This window comes from Proteus sp. TJ1640 (genome assembly GCF_003144445.1).
GTDB classification, from domain to species: Bacteria; Pseudomonadota; Gammaproteobacteria; order Enterobacterales; family Enterobacteriaceae; genus Proteus; species Proteus penneri.
In genome coordinates this window covers 157,348-171,570 of sequence record NZ_PENY01000027.1, presented here as the reverse complement: position 1 = coordinate 171,570, position 14,223 = coordinate 157,348, and the positions used below count along the sequence as shown (strand labels likewise).

The following is a 14,223-nucleotide window of genomic DNA, read 5'->3' as shown; positions in this document are numbered from 1 at the left end:
AGCTAACTATTTATTTTTAAAAATAAATTAAAGATAAGAAGGCAGTTTTTTATATTTATTCCAGCAGGTTTATTAAATTGTAGCTTAAGTTTATTTCATTACCATTTAAAACATTTGCTTTAAGAGATCAAAAAAAATGAATAAGATAAAAATGAGCTAATCTATTGATATTTAATTGAATAATAAGAGTTTCACCTGAGCATGGTTTTAACACAACATCTAAGATAGAGAAGTGACTATCAATAAGAAAGAATATAAAGCGTTAGTTCAATACTTTAATATCAAAAATAATCAGTATTAATAGGGCTTAAAGATGATGATACGCATACCTAGAATAAAGTTATACACTATAATTTAACATAATATACATTATGCGAACCTTGATGGCTCGATACGGATAGACTTCAAATCTGGCGATTTTACTGTTCATGATGTCGCACAAGATTACTTAGATTGTTTTTTTATAATTACACTATCGTATCCATCGTTCGTTAATGAATAGCCCCACATTAAGGGGTTATTTTTATAAAAATGAACTATGGAACAGAAAACACCTTATCCTATTAGTGTTATTAACTGCCATTTGATGCCAAACAAAAATATCACTTTGTATTACTTCTATAATGACCAGCCTATTCATTGATACAGACGTGATCACATGGTTAACAAACTGAATCTTAATTGGCCTGAATTTTTAGAAAAATACTGGCAAAAGAAACCTGTTGTACTGAAAAATGCATTTCCTAATTTTGTCGATCCAATCACTCCAGATGAACTGGCAGGTCTGGCAATGGAACCGGAAATCGACAGCCGCCTTGTCAGTTTCACTGGCAACAAATGGCAGGCAAGTCACGGCCCGTTTGAAGACTTCAGCGAATTAGGCGAAGAAGGCTGGTCACTACTGGTACAGGCAGTTAACCATTGGCATATGCCAGCAGCTGAACTGGTAAAACCATTTCGAGTGTTACCTGAATGGCGTCTTGATGATCTGATGATCTCCTATTCAGTGCCCGGAGGTGGTGTCGGACCTCATATTGATAACTATGATGTTTTTATCATTCAAGGAATGGGACGCCGTCGTTGGCGCGTAGGTGACGCTCTGCCAATGCGTCAGTTCTGCCCACATCCTGCATTACTGCATGTTGATCCATTTGAGCCAATTATTGATGTAGAAATGGCGCCGGGAGATATTCTGTATATTCCACCAGGATTCCCTCACGATGGCTTTACTTTCGAAGATACCATGAACTATTCTGTCGGTTTTCGTGGACCCAATGGCCGTGATTTGCTAAGTAGCTTTGCAGATTATGCACTTGAACAGGATCTGGGCGGAATAAATTATGGCGATCCTAATCTGACAGTACGCGATAACGCAGGAAGAATGGAGTCTCATGAAGTTGAACGCCTGCGCGCTATGATGATTGAAATGATCAACAAGCCTGATGATTTTGAACAGTGGTTAGGCCGTTTTGCAACCACACCACGCCACGAACTCGATATTGCACCTGCAGAACCACCATATCAGCCAGACGAAGTACTAAGTGCGTTAAATGCGGGTGAAAAACTGAACCGACTAAGCGGACTGCGCGTCCTACGTATCGAGAATGATTTCTTTGTGAATACAGAATCTTGGGCTACCAAGGAAATGAAAGGAGCAGATGCATTATGCCAGTTTACGGAAGTTGGCACAGATGAACTCGGTGAAGCATTGAAAAATCCGGCCTTTGTTGCGGAATTAACCGAATTTATCAATCAAGGATATTGGTACTTCGAAGAATAAATAATAATTGCTGAATATGATAAAGCACCTGCTTACGGGTGCTTTATTTTTTCGTTTCCGCCCTTTCTTTCTCAAGCCCTGTGGTGTTGGCTGATTAATTACAACAAGAAAACCCCGCCTTAACGAGGCTTCTATTATCCTAAAAATAGTTAATAAACTCTCTTTTATAACAGCCTATTCCCTTTTTCATCGATAACATTTTGTCCATCTTCTTTTGAAAAGGCACCTTTCTGTGCTTTTGGAAGAATATCTAAGACGACTTCTGAAGGCCTGCATAATCGAGTTCCTAAAGGTGTCACAACAATAGGTCTATTGATTAATATTGGATATTTCAACATATAATCAATAAGTTGCTCATCAGTAACATTAACATGATCAAGTTCTAATTTATCATAAGGTTCAACATTCTTTCGTAATAGTGCTTTCACCGAAATTCCCATATCAGCAATCAATTTCTCTAAAACATGCTTAGAGGGTGGCGTCTCAAGATAATGGATAATTTCAGGCTCTATACCACTGTTTCGTATCATTTCAAGCGTATTTCGTGATGTGCCACAATTAGGATTGTGATAAATTACAATGCGATTCATTTTTTCACCACTAATTCATTAATGTAAGTCTAAGTGCTAATGCAATCAGAGTTACTGTAAGCACAGGGATGGTCATAATAATGCCCGTTTTAAAATAATATCCCCATGTAATGGTCATGTTTTTTTGCGACAAAACATGTAACCACAATAATGTCGCTAAACTTCCTATTGGTGTAATTTTAGGACCTAAATCTGCACCTATGACATTGGCATAAATCATTGCATCTTTAATTAAACCGGAGGCATTACTGCCTTCAATTGATAAGGCTCCAACAAGCACTGTCGGCATATTGTTCATTATTGATGATAAAAATGCGGTGATATATCCCGTTCCTAGTGTTGCAATCCATACGCCTTTACTTGATAGAAAATCGAGAATTTCTGATAGATATTGAGTCAAACCTGCATTACGTAATCCATAAACAACAAGGTACATGCCAAGGGAGAAAACCACAATTTGCCAAGGTGCTCCTCGTAAAACTTTTCGAGTATTAATCGTCTTTCCTTGTGCCGCAATAAACCACAAAATTACAGCACCAATAGCAGCAATAGCACTAATTGGAATACCCAAAGGTTCCAGTATGAAAAATCCAAGTAATAAAAGAAACAATACCAACCAACCTGCTTTAAATGTTTTCACATCTTTAATCACTGTCGCTGGTATCGCTAATTTAGAGGTGTCATATTGCTGAGGAATATCTTTGCGGAAAAACCAATGCAACATAATTAATGTCGCGATTATCGCCGCAATATCAACGGGAACCATCACGGAGGCATATTCCGTAAATCCAATATCAAAAAAATCAGCAGAAACAATATTGACTAAATTTGAAACAATTAAAGGCAAGCTTGCTGTATCTGCAATAAATCCTGCAGCCATAACAAAAGCTAATGTTGTTCCTTTGCTAAACCCGAGTGCTAATAACATTGCAATCACAATGGGCGTTAAAATCAGTGCAGCGCCATCATTGGCAAAAAGTGCCGCAACAGATGCGCCTAATAAGATAATATAGCTAAATAAAAGACGACCTTTACCACCGCCCCATTTTGCAACATGAAGTGCAGCCCATTCAAAGAAACCACTTTCATCAAGGATCAGGCTAATGATAATAACAGCAACAAATGTAGCGGTTGCGTTCCAGACAATATTCCAAACCACTGGAATATCTTGGAGATTAATGACACCGAGTAATAATGCGATTAACGCACCAATTGTTGCACTCCAACCAATCCCCAATCCTTTGGGCTGCCAAATAACAAAAGTAATTGTTAGAACAAATATTAATACTGCAATAAGCATAAAAACCTCTTTCAGAAGACTCTTCCTTTAACTTTTCATATCTGCTTTTTCATATATATTAAGTTAAAAAATTTTATTCAGGGCAACAACTCACACCCCCCTTCTTTTCAATAGATTGAAGTAAATCTGCTATTTTATTTTTCTCAGTCTCATAGGTGACTTCAATGATATTTTTCACCCACGGCAATAAGGTAGGAGACAAACGATAATGAACCCATTTCCCGTGTTTAGAATCAAGTAATAGTCCACTTTCTCGCAACATAGCTAGATGGCGAGAAGTTTTCGGTTGGGATAAATTTAGCGCTGTATAAATGTCACAAACACACAATTCGCCAGATGCTTTAAGTAGCAATACAATATCTAGCCTTGTTTGATCACTTAATACCTTAAATAATTGCAACGGTTCCATATTTGCTCCTTTCTTTAAGAAATTCTAACGTACCCTCGGAACATAAATCTGTCAAACCATATATGTTAGAATGGTTATTTTCTTAACCTCACATCATCAAATAAGCATATCCCGTTGACTTATATCAAATGAACCAACGTTAAATGAATCGATTCATCTCATTGGTGAGCGACTTCCTTGACTTAATAATCAACGAGGTGAGAATGCACTAATACTTTAATTTATTTTAATAATAATCTGATATTGGAAGGTTTATCATGAGCTATCGTATATTTGATTACTTGGTACCGAATGTTAACTTTTTTGGTCCTGGTGCTATCTCTGTTGTTGGCGAACGTTGCAAATTATTAGGCGGTAAAAAAGCCCTATTGGTGACAGATAAAGGTCTACGAGCGATAAAAGATGGTGCCGTAGATAAAACTATCAGTTATCTAAAAGAAGCGGGTATTGATGTTGCCGTATTTGATGGCACTGAACCTAATCCCAAAGACACGAATGTGCTTGAAGGCCTTGCAATGTTCCGCAAAGAACAATGCGACATGATAATTACAGTGGGAGGTGGCAGTCCACACGACTGTGGTAAAGGTATCGGTATTGCAGCCACTCATGAAGGTGACCTTTATAATTATGCCGGTATTGAAACACTAACAAACCCACTTCCACCGATTATTGCAGTGAATACAACTGCCGGTACAGCAAGTGAAGTCACTCGCCACTGTGTTCTGACCAATACAAAAACTAAAGTTAAATTTGTTATTGTGAGTTGGCGTAATCTCCCTTCTGTTTCTATTAACGACCCATTGCTGATGATTGGCAAACCCGCCGGACTGACTGCAGCAACAGGTATGGATGCGCTAACTCATGCGGTTGAAGCTTATATTTCTAAAGATGCTAACCCTGTCACTGATGCTTCAGCTATTCAAGCAATCCGTTTGATTTCTCGTAATTTACGCCAAGCCGTAGCCTTGGGGACAAACCTAAAAGCTCGTGAAAATATGGCTTATGCTTCTCTTTTAGCAGGAATGGCATTTAATAACGCTAACCTTGGTTACGTGCATGCAATGGCTCACCAATTAGGTGGCTTATATGATATGCCACACGGTGTGGCCAATGCCGTATTACTCCCACATGTATTACGTTATAACCTGATCGCGAATCCAGAAAAATTTGCTGATATTGCTGAATTTATGGGGGAAAATGTCGCAGGTTTATCTGTCATGGATGCAGCTGAACGTGCTATTGCAGCTATCGCTCGCCTCTCTGCGGATATCGGTATTCCGCAACATTTAAGTGAGTTGGGTGTGAAAGAATCTGATTTCCCATATATGGCGGAAATGGCACTTAAAGACGGTAATGCATTCTCTAATCCTCGTAAAGGTAATGAAAAAGAGATCATTGAAATTTTCCGTCAAGCATTCTAATTTTTTAAAAGAAATACCAATAAACATTAACCCACTATAATGTGGGTTAATTTAAGAATTTTCTCTCCGTTGTTCCCGAATATTCCGATCCTAGTATAAATACGATAGGTTTATTTTTATATTGTCCTTTATATCGGAGTTTATAAAAATGAATATCACGTTAAAAAAGATTGGAACACTGTGTGTCGCTTCTGTTCTGCTTTTTTCACTTGCGGGCTGTTCTAGCATGACAAAACGCGATCGTAATACAGCAATTGGCGCCGGCGCCGGCGCTATCGGTGGTGCTATTTTAACAGATGGTAGCGCATTAGGTACCATTGGCGGTGGTGTCTTAGGTGGCGTTATTGGCCATCAAGTCGGTAAAAAATAACTGACATTGCCTTATTCAACTAGGCTGGGTTTTTCTCAATAAACCCAGTCTTCGAGTCGTTAATTGCCCTATCTTCCCCTTCTTATATTGCAGTTTAAAACAAAAATCTTATTTATTATTAAAGATAAAAATCTTTCATATAAGAAAACGAGCTGATTTTTAGCCTGATTTATCTCAAAGCCGCGTTTTAAACTTGACTCTTTCTAGTGATAGCCTTTTACTTTCAATTATTATAACTATTGAGGGGAAATTAAATGATTATTTTTATCACGGGTGCTTCTGCTGGCTTTGGTGAAGCCATTGCTCGTCATTTTATCAGCCATGGGCATAAAGTTATTGGTACTGCTCGTCGTTTGGATAAACTTAATAGCTTACATAAAGAGCTAGGTGAACAATTTTATCCATTGCAGTTAGATGTTACTGATAAAAAAGCCGTTAGTGAGGTTTTCAAGCAATTACCTGAAAAATGGCATGAAATTGATGTATTAGTCAATAATGCTGGCTTAGCCTTAGGTTTAAATACCGCTGATAAAGCAAGCCTTGATGACTGGGATACAATGATCGAGACAAACAATAAAGGTTTAGTTCATGTCACTCGTGCTATTCTTCCTTTTATGGTCGAAAAAAACAAAGGTCATGTTATTAATATCAGCTCAACAGCAGCGTCTTGGCCTTATCTAGGTGGTAATGTTTATGGCGCCACTAAAGCCTTTGTTAAGCAATTTAGTTTAGGATTACGTGCTGATCTCCAAGGTAAAAAAGTCCGCGTGACCGATATTGAGCCGGGGCTGGTTGGTGGTACAGAATTTTCATTAATTCGTTTTAAAGGTGATAATGATAAAGTTGAACAGACTTATGCTAATGCAAATGCGTTAACACCTGAAGATGTGGCTGAAGCGGTATATTGGACAGCAACATTACCTGCTCATGTGAATATCAATACGCTAGAAATGATGCCAGTGAGTCAGTCATTTGCAGGGTTAAGTGTCCATCGTCAAAATTAAACACACTGAAAACACATTTTTTATTAAGGTATCAGCTATAATTATTAAGATATAATCGTCATTGAGAGTAATAGCTACATAACTTTAGAGGATAGCAACCATGATAAACACACTAACTAAGAAACAAGCCATCAGAACCATGATGTTCTCTTTATTTCTTGGTTTATCAGTGTCTTCTTTTTCTTCTGTTGCCGCTTCGACTAATGTAACCATTAATGGCGATGGCTATGACAATGTTTTAGATAAAGAACAAGCTCGACAAATGAAAGAAGATTGGGATCAAAAGCGTGAACTTCGTACCCAAATCAATCAGCGGGAAAAAATCGAATTTAATAAAGTAGATAAAGCCATTGATGAGCGAGATGCTTGTCTGAAAAGCGCAAATATCTATGCATATTGGGAATCAGAAACGCGTCGTTGTTTAGACAGTAATACTGGTCGCCCTGTTAACCCATAAGTAAATAGTGTAAAACAGTGATGTTTTTGCCCGCTAAAACAAGGAGAGAATAATATGAAAAAATATGTATTTGCTGTAATGACCGCACTGGTTGCGTTTGTACCTTTAGCTGCGAATGCAGGTTGTGATGAAGTCGTTGAGTCTATTCAACAAAAAATCATTAATAATGGTGTGCCAGCCGCTAACTTTACTTTAACTGTCGTTGAAAACGACCAAGTAGCACAAACAGAAGGTAAAGTTGTCGGAACTTGTGAAAATGATAGCAAGAAAATCATCTATACCCGTCATTAATCTATAGTTAATAAAATCTTGTGATTAAAAAAGGGCGCAATATTAGCGCCCTTTCTCTTTGTCACTATTTATCAACATGTTAACTAATTCATTCTATATTATTTAGCCTTAGCTTTATGTGTCATTTTATCATTAGTTATACTTGAGACTAAATCAGAAAAAACAAAAACACCCAATGAATTTACTCATCAGGCGCTTAAAAGTAACAAGTTTGGTATCGTTTAAAAACTGATAGCAATCCACTTGATTACTTATTTATATTCTCTCTTAAGCAGGTACCGCGATTTCTAACTGACTTAAATCGAGGTAACAAGAGAGATCACGTTCTTCAGGACGTAACAAATACGGGATTTCACCAATCAACGGTGCAGGAATATGCTGAGACAGCCTTTCCACAATTTTCGCGTAATAAGGTAATCCTGGATTTATTCTGTTCGCAACCCAACCTACTAATTTTACACCATCATTGATAATAGATTGCGCAGTTAATATTGAGTGATTGACACAGCCTGGTTGAATACCAACAACCAAAACGACTGGGATTTGTTCTTTCACCACCCAATCAGAATAAAAGGTATTATCATCAAGTAAATAACGCCAACCACCATTACCCTCGATAACAACACACTCTGCTTTTTTACTTAAATTGTCGAGTTCATTTGAAATTTTATTAAAATCAATTTCATTTTCACTAATATAACAATTATCAAGCAAAATAGGATTAATTTCGTCGTAGCGAACTTCAACTGGCGATGAATTATGAATAATCATAGCATCACGATTACGTTCACCTTCAGCCGTTTCATGCAATTCTGTTGCAATAGGTTTATAACCCACTGCCGTTGACCCGCCACGATTTATTGACTGAAGAAGTGCTCGGGTTACAACAGTTTTACCCACGTTGGTATCTGTCCCCGTAACAAAAAAGCGTGTTAACATATAATTTACTTCCGTTATGACAGATAAATCAGGTTCATAAAAAATGACAGAGATTAGAGTTTAGGGTAACACTGTTTCTGGTGGCTTGAGATAGCTCAATTTTTTAGTTAATTGGTCGAAAATAGAGAATTCGTTAATGATCAATTGGGGTATTTACGCTTGCAAAACACTTCCGTTACGATTTTTTACACTTCATTTAGCCTTGCATCAATTCAATTAACAAAGAACCATTGTACAGGGCCTCTTTAACTAATGAGGCCGCGGGTAAAGTACCTTTGTTTCTTAACTCTGTTTCTTCAATAGTTAAAGACTGAGCATAACGTGGCATGACATGCTGTTGAATTTGGTTCAAAATCAAAGGAAAAAGAATAGATTTAGCGCGACAAAGCGGTGAACCTATTAATATTTTTTGTGGATTAAAGATATTAATCATCACAGCCAAAATAAAACCTAATCGCTGAGCGACTAAATTAACAATTTCTAGCGCTGATTTATCGCCAACTAATATTGCATCACACAATGTCTCAACAGTAATAGGATATTTGTTTAGCAACGAAGTGGGATCTTCTTGTGCTAATAATTGAGCTTTCTTAATTAATTGAGGTATAGCGATTTCGGTTTCTAAACATCCCTTCGCCCCACAATAGCAACTATTTTCAGAGTCGATGACTTTAGTGTGTCCAATTTCAACCGCACTGTGACTGTGAGAATGTAATGTTTTTCCATTGCTTATCACGCCAGCACCAACAATATCATCGATAACAATTTGTAGAACATCTAAATTGTTTTTTGCCGCACCATATAAATATTCGGCCATTGTCCATGCGGTTACGCTATGCTGTAAAAATACAGAGACACCTGTTTTTTCATGGATTTTATCGGCAAGTGGTATGTCTTTAATATCATAATAAGGCGAGCTATAAATAACACCACTAATGGGATCAACAATGGCATTCATTGTAATGCTTATGGCCGTCAGTCTTTCAACATGAGATTGATAACGTTCAAAGAATTTATCAATTGCAACTAAAAAGTGATTAAGAAAATCATCGCTATATTCTTTGGGAAAATCAAACGTATCTTCAGTAACCAGTTTGCTGTCTAATTCTCTTAAACTAAAAAGCAAGTTACCTTTATTGACGCGGATACAGAGAAATTGCCAGCCCTGACTTTCTAATTTTAATCCAACTGCAGGTCTGCCACGAAATCCTACATCTGGGAACTCCGTTTCATGAATAAGATGCGCTTCAACTAATTCTCGCGTGATCTTAGTAATACTTGCTGGTGCAAGCTCTGCCTTTTTCGACAATGAAATACGCGAAATGGGACCATGTTCATCAATCAAACGAAAGACTGTGCCAAGATTAAATTGTTTTACGTGATCGATGTGGCTAGGTTGGTTCCCCATTGAATGCTTCCTTAATTAAAGAGCCATAATTAATTCGAGGCTCCAAATAATTCATTACCGATTATGTCGTCAATTTGTGATAATTGTACAATACTTACATAAAAATCGTGATCAAAAACACAGATAAATCAAGATTTTTGGTGATCTAGGATATTTTTTAGCAGTAATTGCGTTAATCGATTCGCCGCTGCGGGTATAGCACGTTTATTATGTGAAACTAACCAAACTTCAGAGAACGCTTGAGAATTGGCAAAATGTAGATAATGCACCCCATCAACTTTCATTCGCGTAAATGATTTTGTCACAATGGAAATACCAAGCCCAGCGGCAACTAATCCTAAAATCGTCATGGCTTCACCCGCTTCTTGTGCAATAGTTGGCGTAATTCCTGACAGGCTAAGTAGTTGAATAATCTCATCATAAAGTGCTGTACCGACATCTCTTTCAAAGAAAACAAAAGGATATTGTCCAATATCGTGAATATTGACTCCCGTTTCTTTGTAAGCAAGCAGAGGATGCCCTTCATAAACCGCCAAAATAAAAGGCTCACGAAATAACAGCTGGTGGTGCAAATTTTCGGGTAATGCCGTGTTTCGCATGATCCCAAGATCAATACGCCCAGTCAGCAACGGCGATATCTGTTGTTTTGTATTCATTTGATGCATATGAATACCGACCTCTGGGTAATTTTCTCTAAACTGCCGCAAACTTAAGGTGACTAAATGCATAAAAGGCGTTGTTGAAGTAAAACCAATTGAAATCTCGCCTAACTCACCTTTTTCCATTCTAGCGGCGCGCGTTGTGGCTGCGTTAACCTGCGCCATTATTTGATATGACTCTTTTAAAAACATTTGTCCTGCGGGTGTTAACGAAACGGAACGGTTAGTTCGTTCTAAGAGTCTAGCGCCGATTTCACTTTCAAGTGCTTGTATTTGTTGGCTCAGCGGTGGTTGCGAAATGTTTAATCTTTCGGCGGCTTTGCCAAAATGAAGTTCTTCGGCAACAGCAATAAAATAACGTAAATGCCTAAGTTCAATATTCATATTTTTCTCATATTGTTATTGATACTTTAAAAGTCTTATTTCTAATGATTAATATATTAGACAAAAAAATCAAATATTTTTAACATTGACATAAATCAAATTTAAGTAATGGAAGTTTAATCAATATGGACACTCACGAAATAGACAGTAAAAGTATGAGCTTAGGCACTGATATTTCAGATAATACATCAAGTATAGAAAAGCCTGCTCATCGCCAATCTAATCCTAAACACTATATTCAGCGTGATGATGCACTGTACATAAAAGTGACAGTGTCATTTTTTATGGTCGGTTTAGCGACATTCGCCTTACTTTATTTTGTGCAACCCATATTACCAGTGCTATCTAACGAATTTTCTATTAGTCCAGCAACCAGTAGTCTGGCGCTCTCACTTTCAACCGCTTTAATGGCATGTGGTTTATTAATCACCGGACCACTTTCAGACGCTTTTGGGCGTAAAAATGTTATGGTTATCGCACTGTTTTGTGCCGCATTTTTTACATTATTAAGTGCAACCATGAATAGCTGGACAGGTATTTTAATTACGCGAGCTTTAGTTGGACTGTCATTAAGTGGTGTTGCTGCGGTGGCAATGACTTATTTAAGCGAAGAGATCCATCCGGCCTACTTAGCTCTATCAATGGGGTTATATATTAGTGGCAACTCTATTGGTGGGATGAGTGGTCGTGTCATTACTGGGGTATTAAGTGATTATTATTCTTGGCGTTTATCTGTCGTTATTCTCGGTATTTTTGCCCTTTTTGCTGCGATTACTTTCTGGAAGATATTACCTGCTTCACAGCACTTTAGACCGACAGCATTAAAGCCTCGTAATCTTCTTATTACCACTAAATTGCATTTTAGAGATAAAGGGCTGCCTTTGTTATTTATTGAAGGTGGTTTATTAATGGGCGGTTTTGTTACTTTATTTAACTATATTGGCTATCGTTTATTAGATGCACCTTATTCATTAAGTCAAACTACAGTAGGGCTGATTTCTATCGTCTATTTAAGTGGTACTTATAGCGCATCTAAGGCGGGCTTATTAACCACTAAATACGGTTTAGGCAAGGTCTTTATTGCAGGCATTTCAATGATGTTAATTGGCATATTGATTACCTTGATTGAATCACTGCCCGTCATTTTTATTGGGATGCTTATCTTAACAACAGGTTTCTTTGCGGCACATGCTGTCGCAAGTAGTTGGGTTGGTCGTCGTGCAAAACGAGGACGAGCCCAAGCCTCTTCCCTTTATCTTTTTACTTACTATGCAGGCTCTAGTCTTGCAGGTACCGTAGGTGGATTATTCTGGGTGAGTTTCGGTTGGCTTGGTGTAGGATTATTTATCGCCATTTTAATGTTAACTGCCTTATTAATAGCATTACACTTAAACAAAGTTGCCCAATAAATTTATTGATAATGAATAAAGTGCAAAAGCAGATTAATACGGTTTAATGTTGTCGGTTTTGCACTCCTTTCTTAAGGTATAAACTTATTCTTTAAGAAGGAACAACGATTATGTCTATTATAAAACTATCCTTTACTCTGTTATTTCTCTTTTTTACATCTCTGACGAGTGCGTCTACAGAACACTGCCCACCAACAAAACCAGATTGTGATGTTACTCATGATCCATTAGCACGACAGAGTGAAAAACAGACTGTTCTTGATTTAAAAACCATCAAATAATCTCTTTTTAGGAAAAACACCATCCTAATATGCCCTTTTTACGGTATACTGTATAAATAAACAGTATACCGTGTTTTTGGCATTTATCTCTATTAAGCAATGTACTTTCTTCTGAAGCTGATGTATTGTTTTAAATAAAGGCTAATTGTATGTTGTAACTAAATAAGGATATGAAAGTGAACAAATATGATTTAATCGAGCAATTTAACCGTTGCTTTAAATTGTTAGAAACAGAGATTGAGGCTTTGTCGACCTCGCTTAGAAAGCTGACTTTATTACCTTCTGCTGTATTTGAATTACCCGATGTGAGTAAAGAAGAAGAACATGATGAAGTTGCTTATGTTACAGTGTCACCAAGCTACAACGAAGATGCATTGAATCTTACCTTAAAACTTATTGCCAACCTGTTTATTTATGATAATGCCCCACATATCAGTAGTAAACGCGCTATTCGTTTACCTGGTGTGCTTTGCTTTAGTACCAATAACCAAACATTTAAATCTGTAAAAAAACAAGTTGAGCAAATTAATTTATTAAAAAAACAGCTTTCTGATATTGTTACTAAAGAGTCAGGTATATCGAAAGAAGAACGCTTTGATTTCGTCCATAATCAATTAAAAGGCTTAATTACGCTCAATGCTTATCGTACCCTCACCCTGCTATCTGATCCAGATACTGTACGTTTTGGTTGGGCGAATAAGAATATTATTAAAAATTTAACGCGTAATGAGGTATTAACTCAATTAGAAAAAAGCCGTGAGGCTAATCGTGCCGTTCCACCTTATACCAGTGAACAATGGGCTGAACGTCTGGACAAAGAGATTATCACTCTTTCCCAATTACCTGAAAATGCAAAATTAAAGATAAAGCGTCCCGTAAAAGTACAACCTATTGCGCGTGTTTGGTATTCAGAACTTCAAAAACAAGTGCAATATGCATGCCCCTTGCCTTTATTAGCTTTCTATATTGATAAAGAGAGCGACTTTAAACCGATTATTGGCGAACTACCTGATTATGATGCCGATAACATTCAAATTCGCCATCGCCCTAAAGCTAAAAAGCTACAATTAATTATTCCAAGAATGCATTTGTATCTTGAAAAGTAGAGAATATCTTATTTTTCAATAAGTTTAATTGAGCTTTCTTGAAGAATTTGCTGAAGATAATCATTAAGCTGAATAAAGTGATTGTCTTCAATATCTAAATAGATTGTTATTACCACATTGTTTTTTAATGTAAGGGTAATATTTTTTCGATCAAGAGTAATTTTTACGAGCGTATTAATGGCTTCAATATCAGATAAATGAGTCATTAAACCAATTGAATTATCTATATCTTCATCTTCTTCATCAAATCTTGAAAGAATAATGAAATGATCAGGAGAAACAACATCATCCCCTATTCCAATAATGGTGACATCGTCTTCGACATAGCAATTCACTTCTGTCGCAGTAAACCTAATTTCTTCAATCATTATTTTTCCTATAAGATCTAAAAATCCCGCCATGATAGCGGGATTTA

General features: G+C 37.0%; 16 protein-coding genes. 9 read left to right on the top strand and 7 right to left on the bottom strand.

Translation table 11 applies throughout. The annotated features are described in order from the left end of the window. Positions 1-658 precede the first annotated feature (658 nt). Positions 659-1,780, top strand: coding sequence for a cupin domain-containing protein (locus tag DK861_RS13205; protein ID WP_109400405.1), 1,122 nt, complete (start codon positions 659-661; stop codon positions 1,778-1,780). 164 nt (positions 1,781-1,944) lie between these two features. On the opposite strand, the gene arsC is transcribed toward DK861_RS13205, so the two are convergent. From arsC to DK861_RS13190, 3 genes are all read right to left on the bottom strand, one after another. Next, positions 1,945-2,370: a glutaredoxin-dependent arsenate reductase gene (gene arsC, locus DK861_RS13200; protein WP_109400404.1), complete on the bottom strand. Its 426-nt coding sequence runs from the start codon at positions 2,368-2,370 to the stop codon at positions 1,945-1,947. Between the two features lie 10 nt (positions 2,371-2,380). Further along, entirely contained in the window at positions 2,381-3,670 is a 1,290-nt protein-coding gene (locus DK861_RS13195) for an arsenic transporter (protein ID WP_109400403.1), read from the bottom strand. Positions 3,671-3,743: 73 nt separating this feature from the next. Next, entirely contained in the window at positions 3,744-4,079 is a 336-nt protein-coding gene (locus DK861_RS13190; RefSeq protein ID WP_109400402.1) for a metalloregulator ArsR/SmtB family transcription factor, read from the bottom strand. A gap of 257 nt (positions 4,080-4,336) precedes the next feature. On the opposite strand from DK861_RS13190, the gene dhaT reads away from it, so the two are divergent. The 5 genes from dhaT to DK861_RS13165 all read left to right on the top strand — a co-directional run bounded on the left by dhaT (position 4,337) and on the right by DK861_RS13165 (position 7,622). Continuing rightward, complete coding sequence (gene dhaT / locus DK861_RS13185) at positions 4,337-5,500, top strand: 1,3-propanediol dehydrogenase (protein WP_109400401.1); 1,164 nt, start codon at positions 4,337-4,339, stop codon at positions 5,498-5,500. A 148-nt stretch (positions 5,501-5,648) separates the two neighbouring features. Then, positions 5,649-5,870, top strand: coding sequence for an osmotically-inducible lipoprotein OsmB (osmB, locus tag DK861_RS13180; RefSeq protein ID WP_006536908.1), 222 nt, complete (start codon positions 5,649-5,651; stop codon positions 5,868-5,870). A 254-nt stretch (positions 5,871-6,124) separates the two neighbouring features. Beyond that, positions 6,125-6,874 (top strand): bifunctional NADP-dependent 3-hydroxy acid dehydrogenase/3-hydroxypropionate dehydrogenase YdfG, encoded by a 750-nt coding sequence (gene ydfG / locus DK861_RS13175; protein WP_109400400.1) that lies wholly within the window; start codon positions 6,125-6,127, stop codon positions 6,872-6,874. 100 nt (positions 6,875-6,974) lie between these two features. Beyond that, positions 6,975-7,331 carry a DUF1283 family protein gene (locus tag DK861_RS13170; RefSeq protein WP_109400399.1) on the top strand — a complete coding sequence of 119 codons (357 nt, stop codon included), beginning with the start codon at positions 6,975-6,977 and terminating at the stop codon, positions 7,329-7,331. Positions 7,332-7,385: 54 nt separating this feature from the next. After that, positions 7,386-7,622: a DUF1161 domain-containing protein gene (locus tag DK861_RS13165; RefSeq protein WP_006536912.1), complete on the top strand. Its 237-nt coding sequence runs from the start codon at positions 7,386-7,388 to the stop codon at positions 7,620-7,622. Between the two features lie 267 nt (positions 7,623-7,889). On the opposite strand, the gene bioD is transcribed toward DK861_RS13165, so the two are convergent. The 3 genes from bioD to DK861_RS13150 form a co-directional block, all read right to left on the bottom strand. Further along, a complete protein-coding gene (bioD, locus tag DK861_RS13160) occupies positions 7,890-8,561 on the bottom strand; it encodes a dethiobiotin synthase (protein WP_072063901.1) in 672 nt (223 codons plus the stop codon). 196 nt (positions 8,562-8,757) lie between these two features. Continuing rightward, positions 8,758-9,969 (bottom strand): ROK family transcriptional regulator, encoded by a 1,212-nt coding sequence (locus DK861_RS13155; RefSeq protein ID WP_109400398.1) that lies wholly within the window; start codon positions 9,967-9,969, stop codon positions 8,758-8,760. Between the two features lie 128 nt (positions 9,970-10,097). Next, positions 10,098-11,012 carry a LysR family transcriptional regulator gene (locus tag DK861_RS13150; RefSeq protein ID WP_072063899.1) on the bottom strand — a complete coding sequence of 305 codons (915 nt, stop codon included), beginning with the start codon at positions 11,010-11,012 and terminating at the stop codon, positions 10,098-10,100. Between the two features lie 125 nt (positions 11,013-11,137). Here DK861_RS13150 and DK861_RS13145 point away from each other — a divergent pair, with 125 nt between their 5' ends. From DK861_RS13145 to tus, 3 genes are all read left to right on the top strand, one after another. Then, positions 11,138-12,421, top strand: a complete 1,284-nt coding sequence (locus tag DK861_RS13145) for an MFS transporter (protein ID WP_109400397.1) — start codon at positions 11,138-11,140, stop codon at positions 12,419-12,421. A gap of 110 nt (positions 12,422-12,531) precedes the next feature. Beyond that, positions 12,532-12,702, top strand: a complete 171-nt coding sequence (locus DK861_RS18205; RefSeq protein WP_162556782.1) for a hypothetical protein — start codon at positions 12,532-12,534, stop codon at positions 12,700-12,702. A gap of 176 nt (positions 12,703-12,878) precedes the next feature. After that, entirely contained in the window at positions 12,879-13,808 is a 930-nt protein-coding gene (gene tus / locus DK861_RS13140) for a DNA replication terminus site-binding protein (protein WP_109400396.1), read from the top strand. 8 nt (positions 13,809-13,816) lie between these two features. Here tus and DK861_RS13135 read toward each other — a convergent pair whose 3' ends face one another. Beyond that, complete coding sequence (locus DK861_RS13135) at positions 13,817-14,176, bottom strand: hypothetical protein (protein ID WP_109400395.1); 360 nt, start codon at positions 14,174-14,176, stop codon at positions 13,817-13,819. Positions 14,177-14,223 lie beyond the last annotated feature (47 nt).

Excerpts from the sequence above, each read along its gene's own strand:
- DK861_RS13205 (WP_109400405.1), top strand. The coding sequence starts at position 659 with ATGGTTAACAAACTGAATCTTAATTGGCCTGAATTTTTAGAAAAATAC.
- ydfG (WP_109400400.1), top strand. The coding sequence starts at position 6,125 with ATGATTATTTTTATCACGGGTGCTTCTGCTGGCTTTGGTGAAGCCATT.
- DK861_RS13145 (WP_109400397.1), top strand. The coding sequence starts at position 11,138 with ATGGACACTCACGAAATAGACAGTAAAAGTATGAGCTTAGGCACTGAT.
- osmB (WP_006536908.1), top strand. The coding sequence starts at position 5,649 with ATGAATATCACGTTAAAAAAGATTGGAACACTGTGTGTCGCTTCTGTT.
- DK861_RS13150 (WP_072063899.1), bottom strand. The coding sequence starts at position 11,012 with ATGAATATTGAACTTAGGCATTTACGTTATTTTATTGCTGTTGCCGAA.
- DK861_RS13165 (WP_006536912.1), top strand. The coding sequence starts at position 7,386 with ATGAAAAAATATGTATTTGCTGTAATGACCGCACTGGTTGCGTTTGTA.
- DK861_RS13195 (WP_109400403.1), bottom strand. The coding sequence starts at position 3,670 with ATGCTTATTGCAGTATTAATATTTGTTCTAACAATTACTTTTGTTATT.
- dhaT (WP_109400401.1), top strand. The coding sequence starts at position 4,337 with ATGAGCTATCGTATATTTGATTACTTGGTACCGAATGTTAACTTTTTT.
- DK861_RS18205 (WP_162556782.1), top strand. The coding sequence starts at position 12,532 with ATGTCTATTATAAAACTATCCTTTACTCTGTTATTTCTCTTTTTTACA.
- DK861_RS13190 (WP_109400402.1), bottom strand. The coding sequence starts at position 4,079 with ATGGAACCGTTGCAATTATTTAAGGTATTAAGTGATCAAACAAGGCTA.
- bioD (WP_072063901.1), bottom strand. The coding sequence starts at position 8,561 with ATGTTAACACGCTTTTTTGTTACGGGGACAGATACCAACGTGGGTAAA.
- DK861_RS13170 (WP_109400399.1), top strand. The coding sequence starts at position 6,975 with ATGATAAACACACTAACTAAGAAACAAGCCATCAGAACCATGATGTTC.
- DK861_RS13155 (WP_109400398.1), bottom strand. The coding sequence starts at position 9,969 with ATGGGGAACCAACCTAGCCACATCGATCACGTAAAACAATTTAATCTT.
- arsC (WP_109400404.1), bottom strand. The coding sequence starts at position 2,370 with ATGAATCGCATTGTAATTTATCACAATCCTAATTGTGGCACATCACGA.
- DK861_RS13135 (WP_109400395.1), bottom strand. The coding sequence starts at position 14,176 with ATGATTGAAGAAATTAGGTTTACTGCGACAGAAGTGAATTGCTATGTC.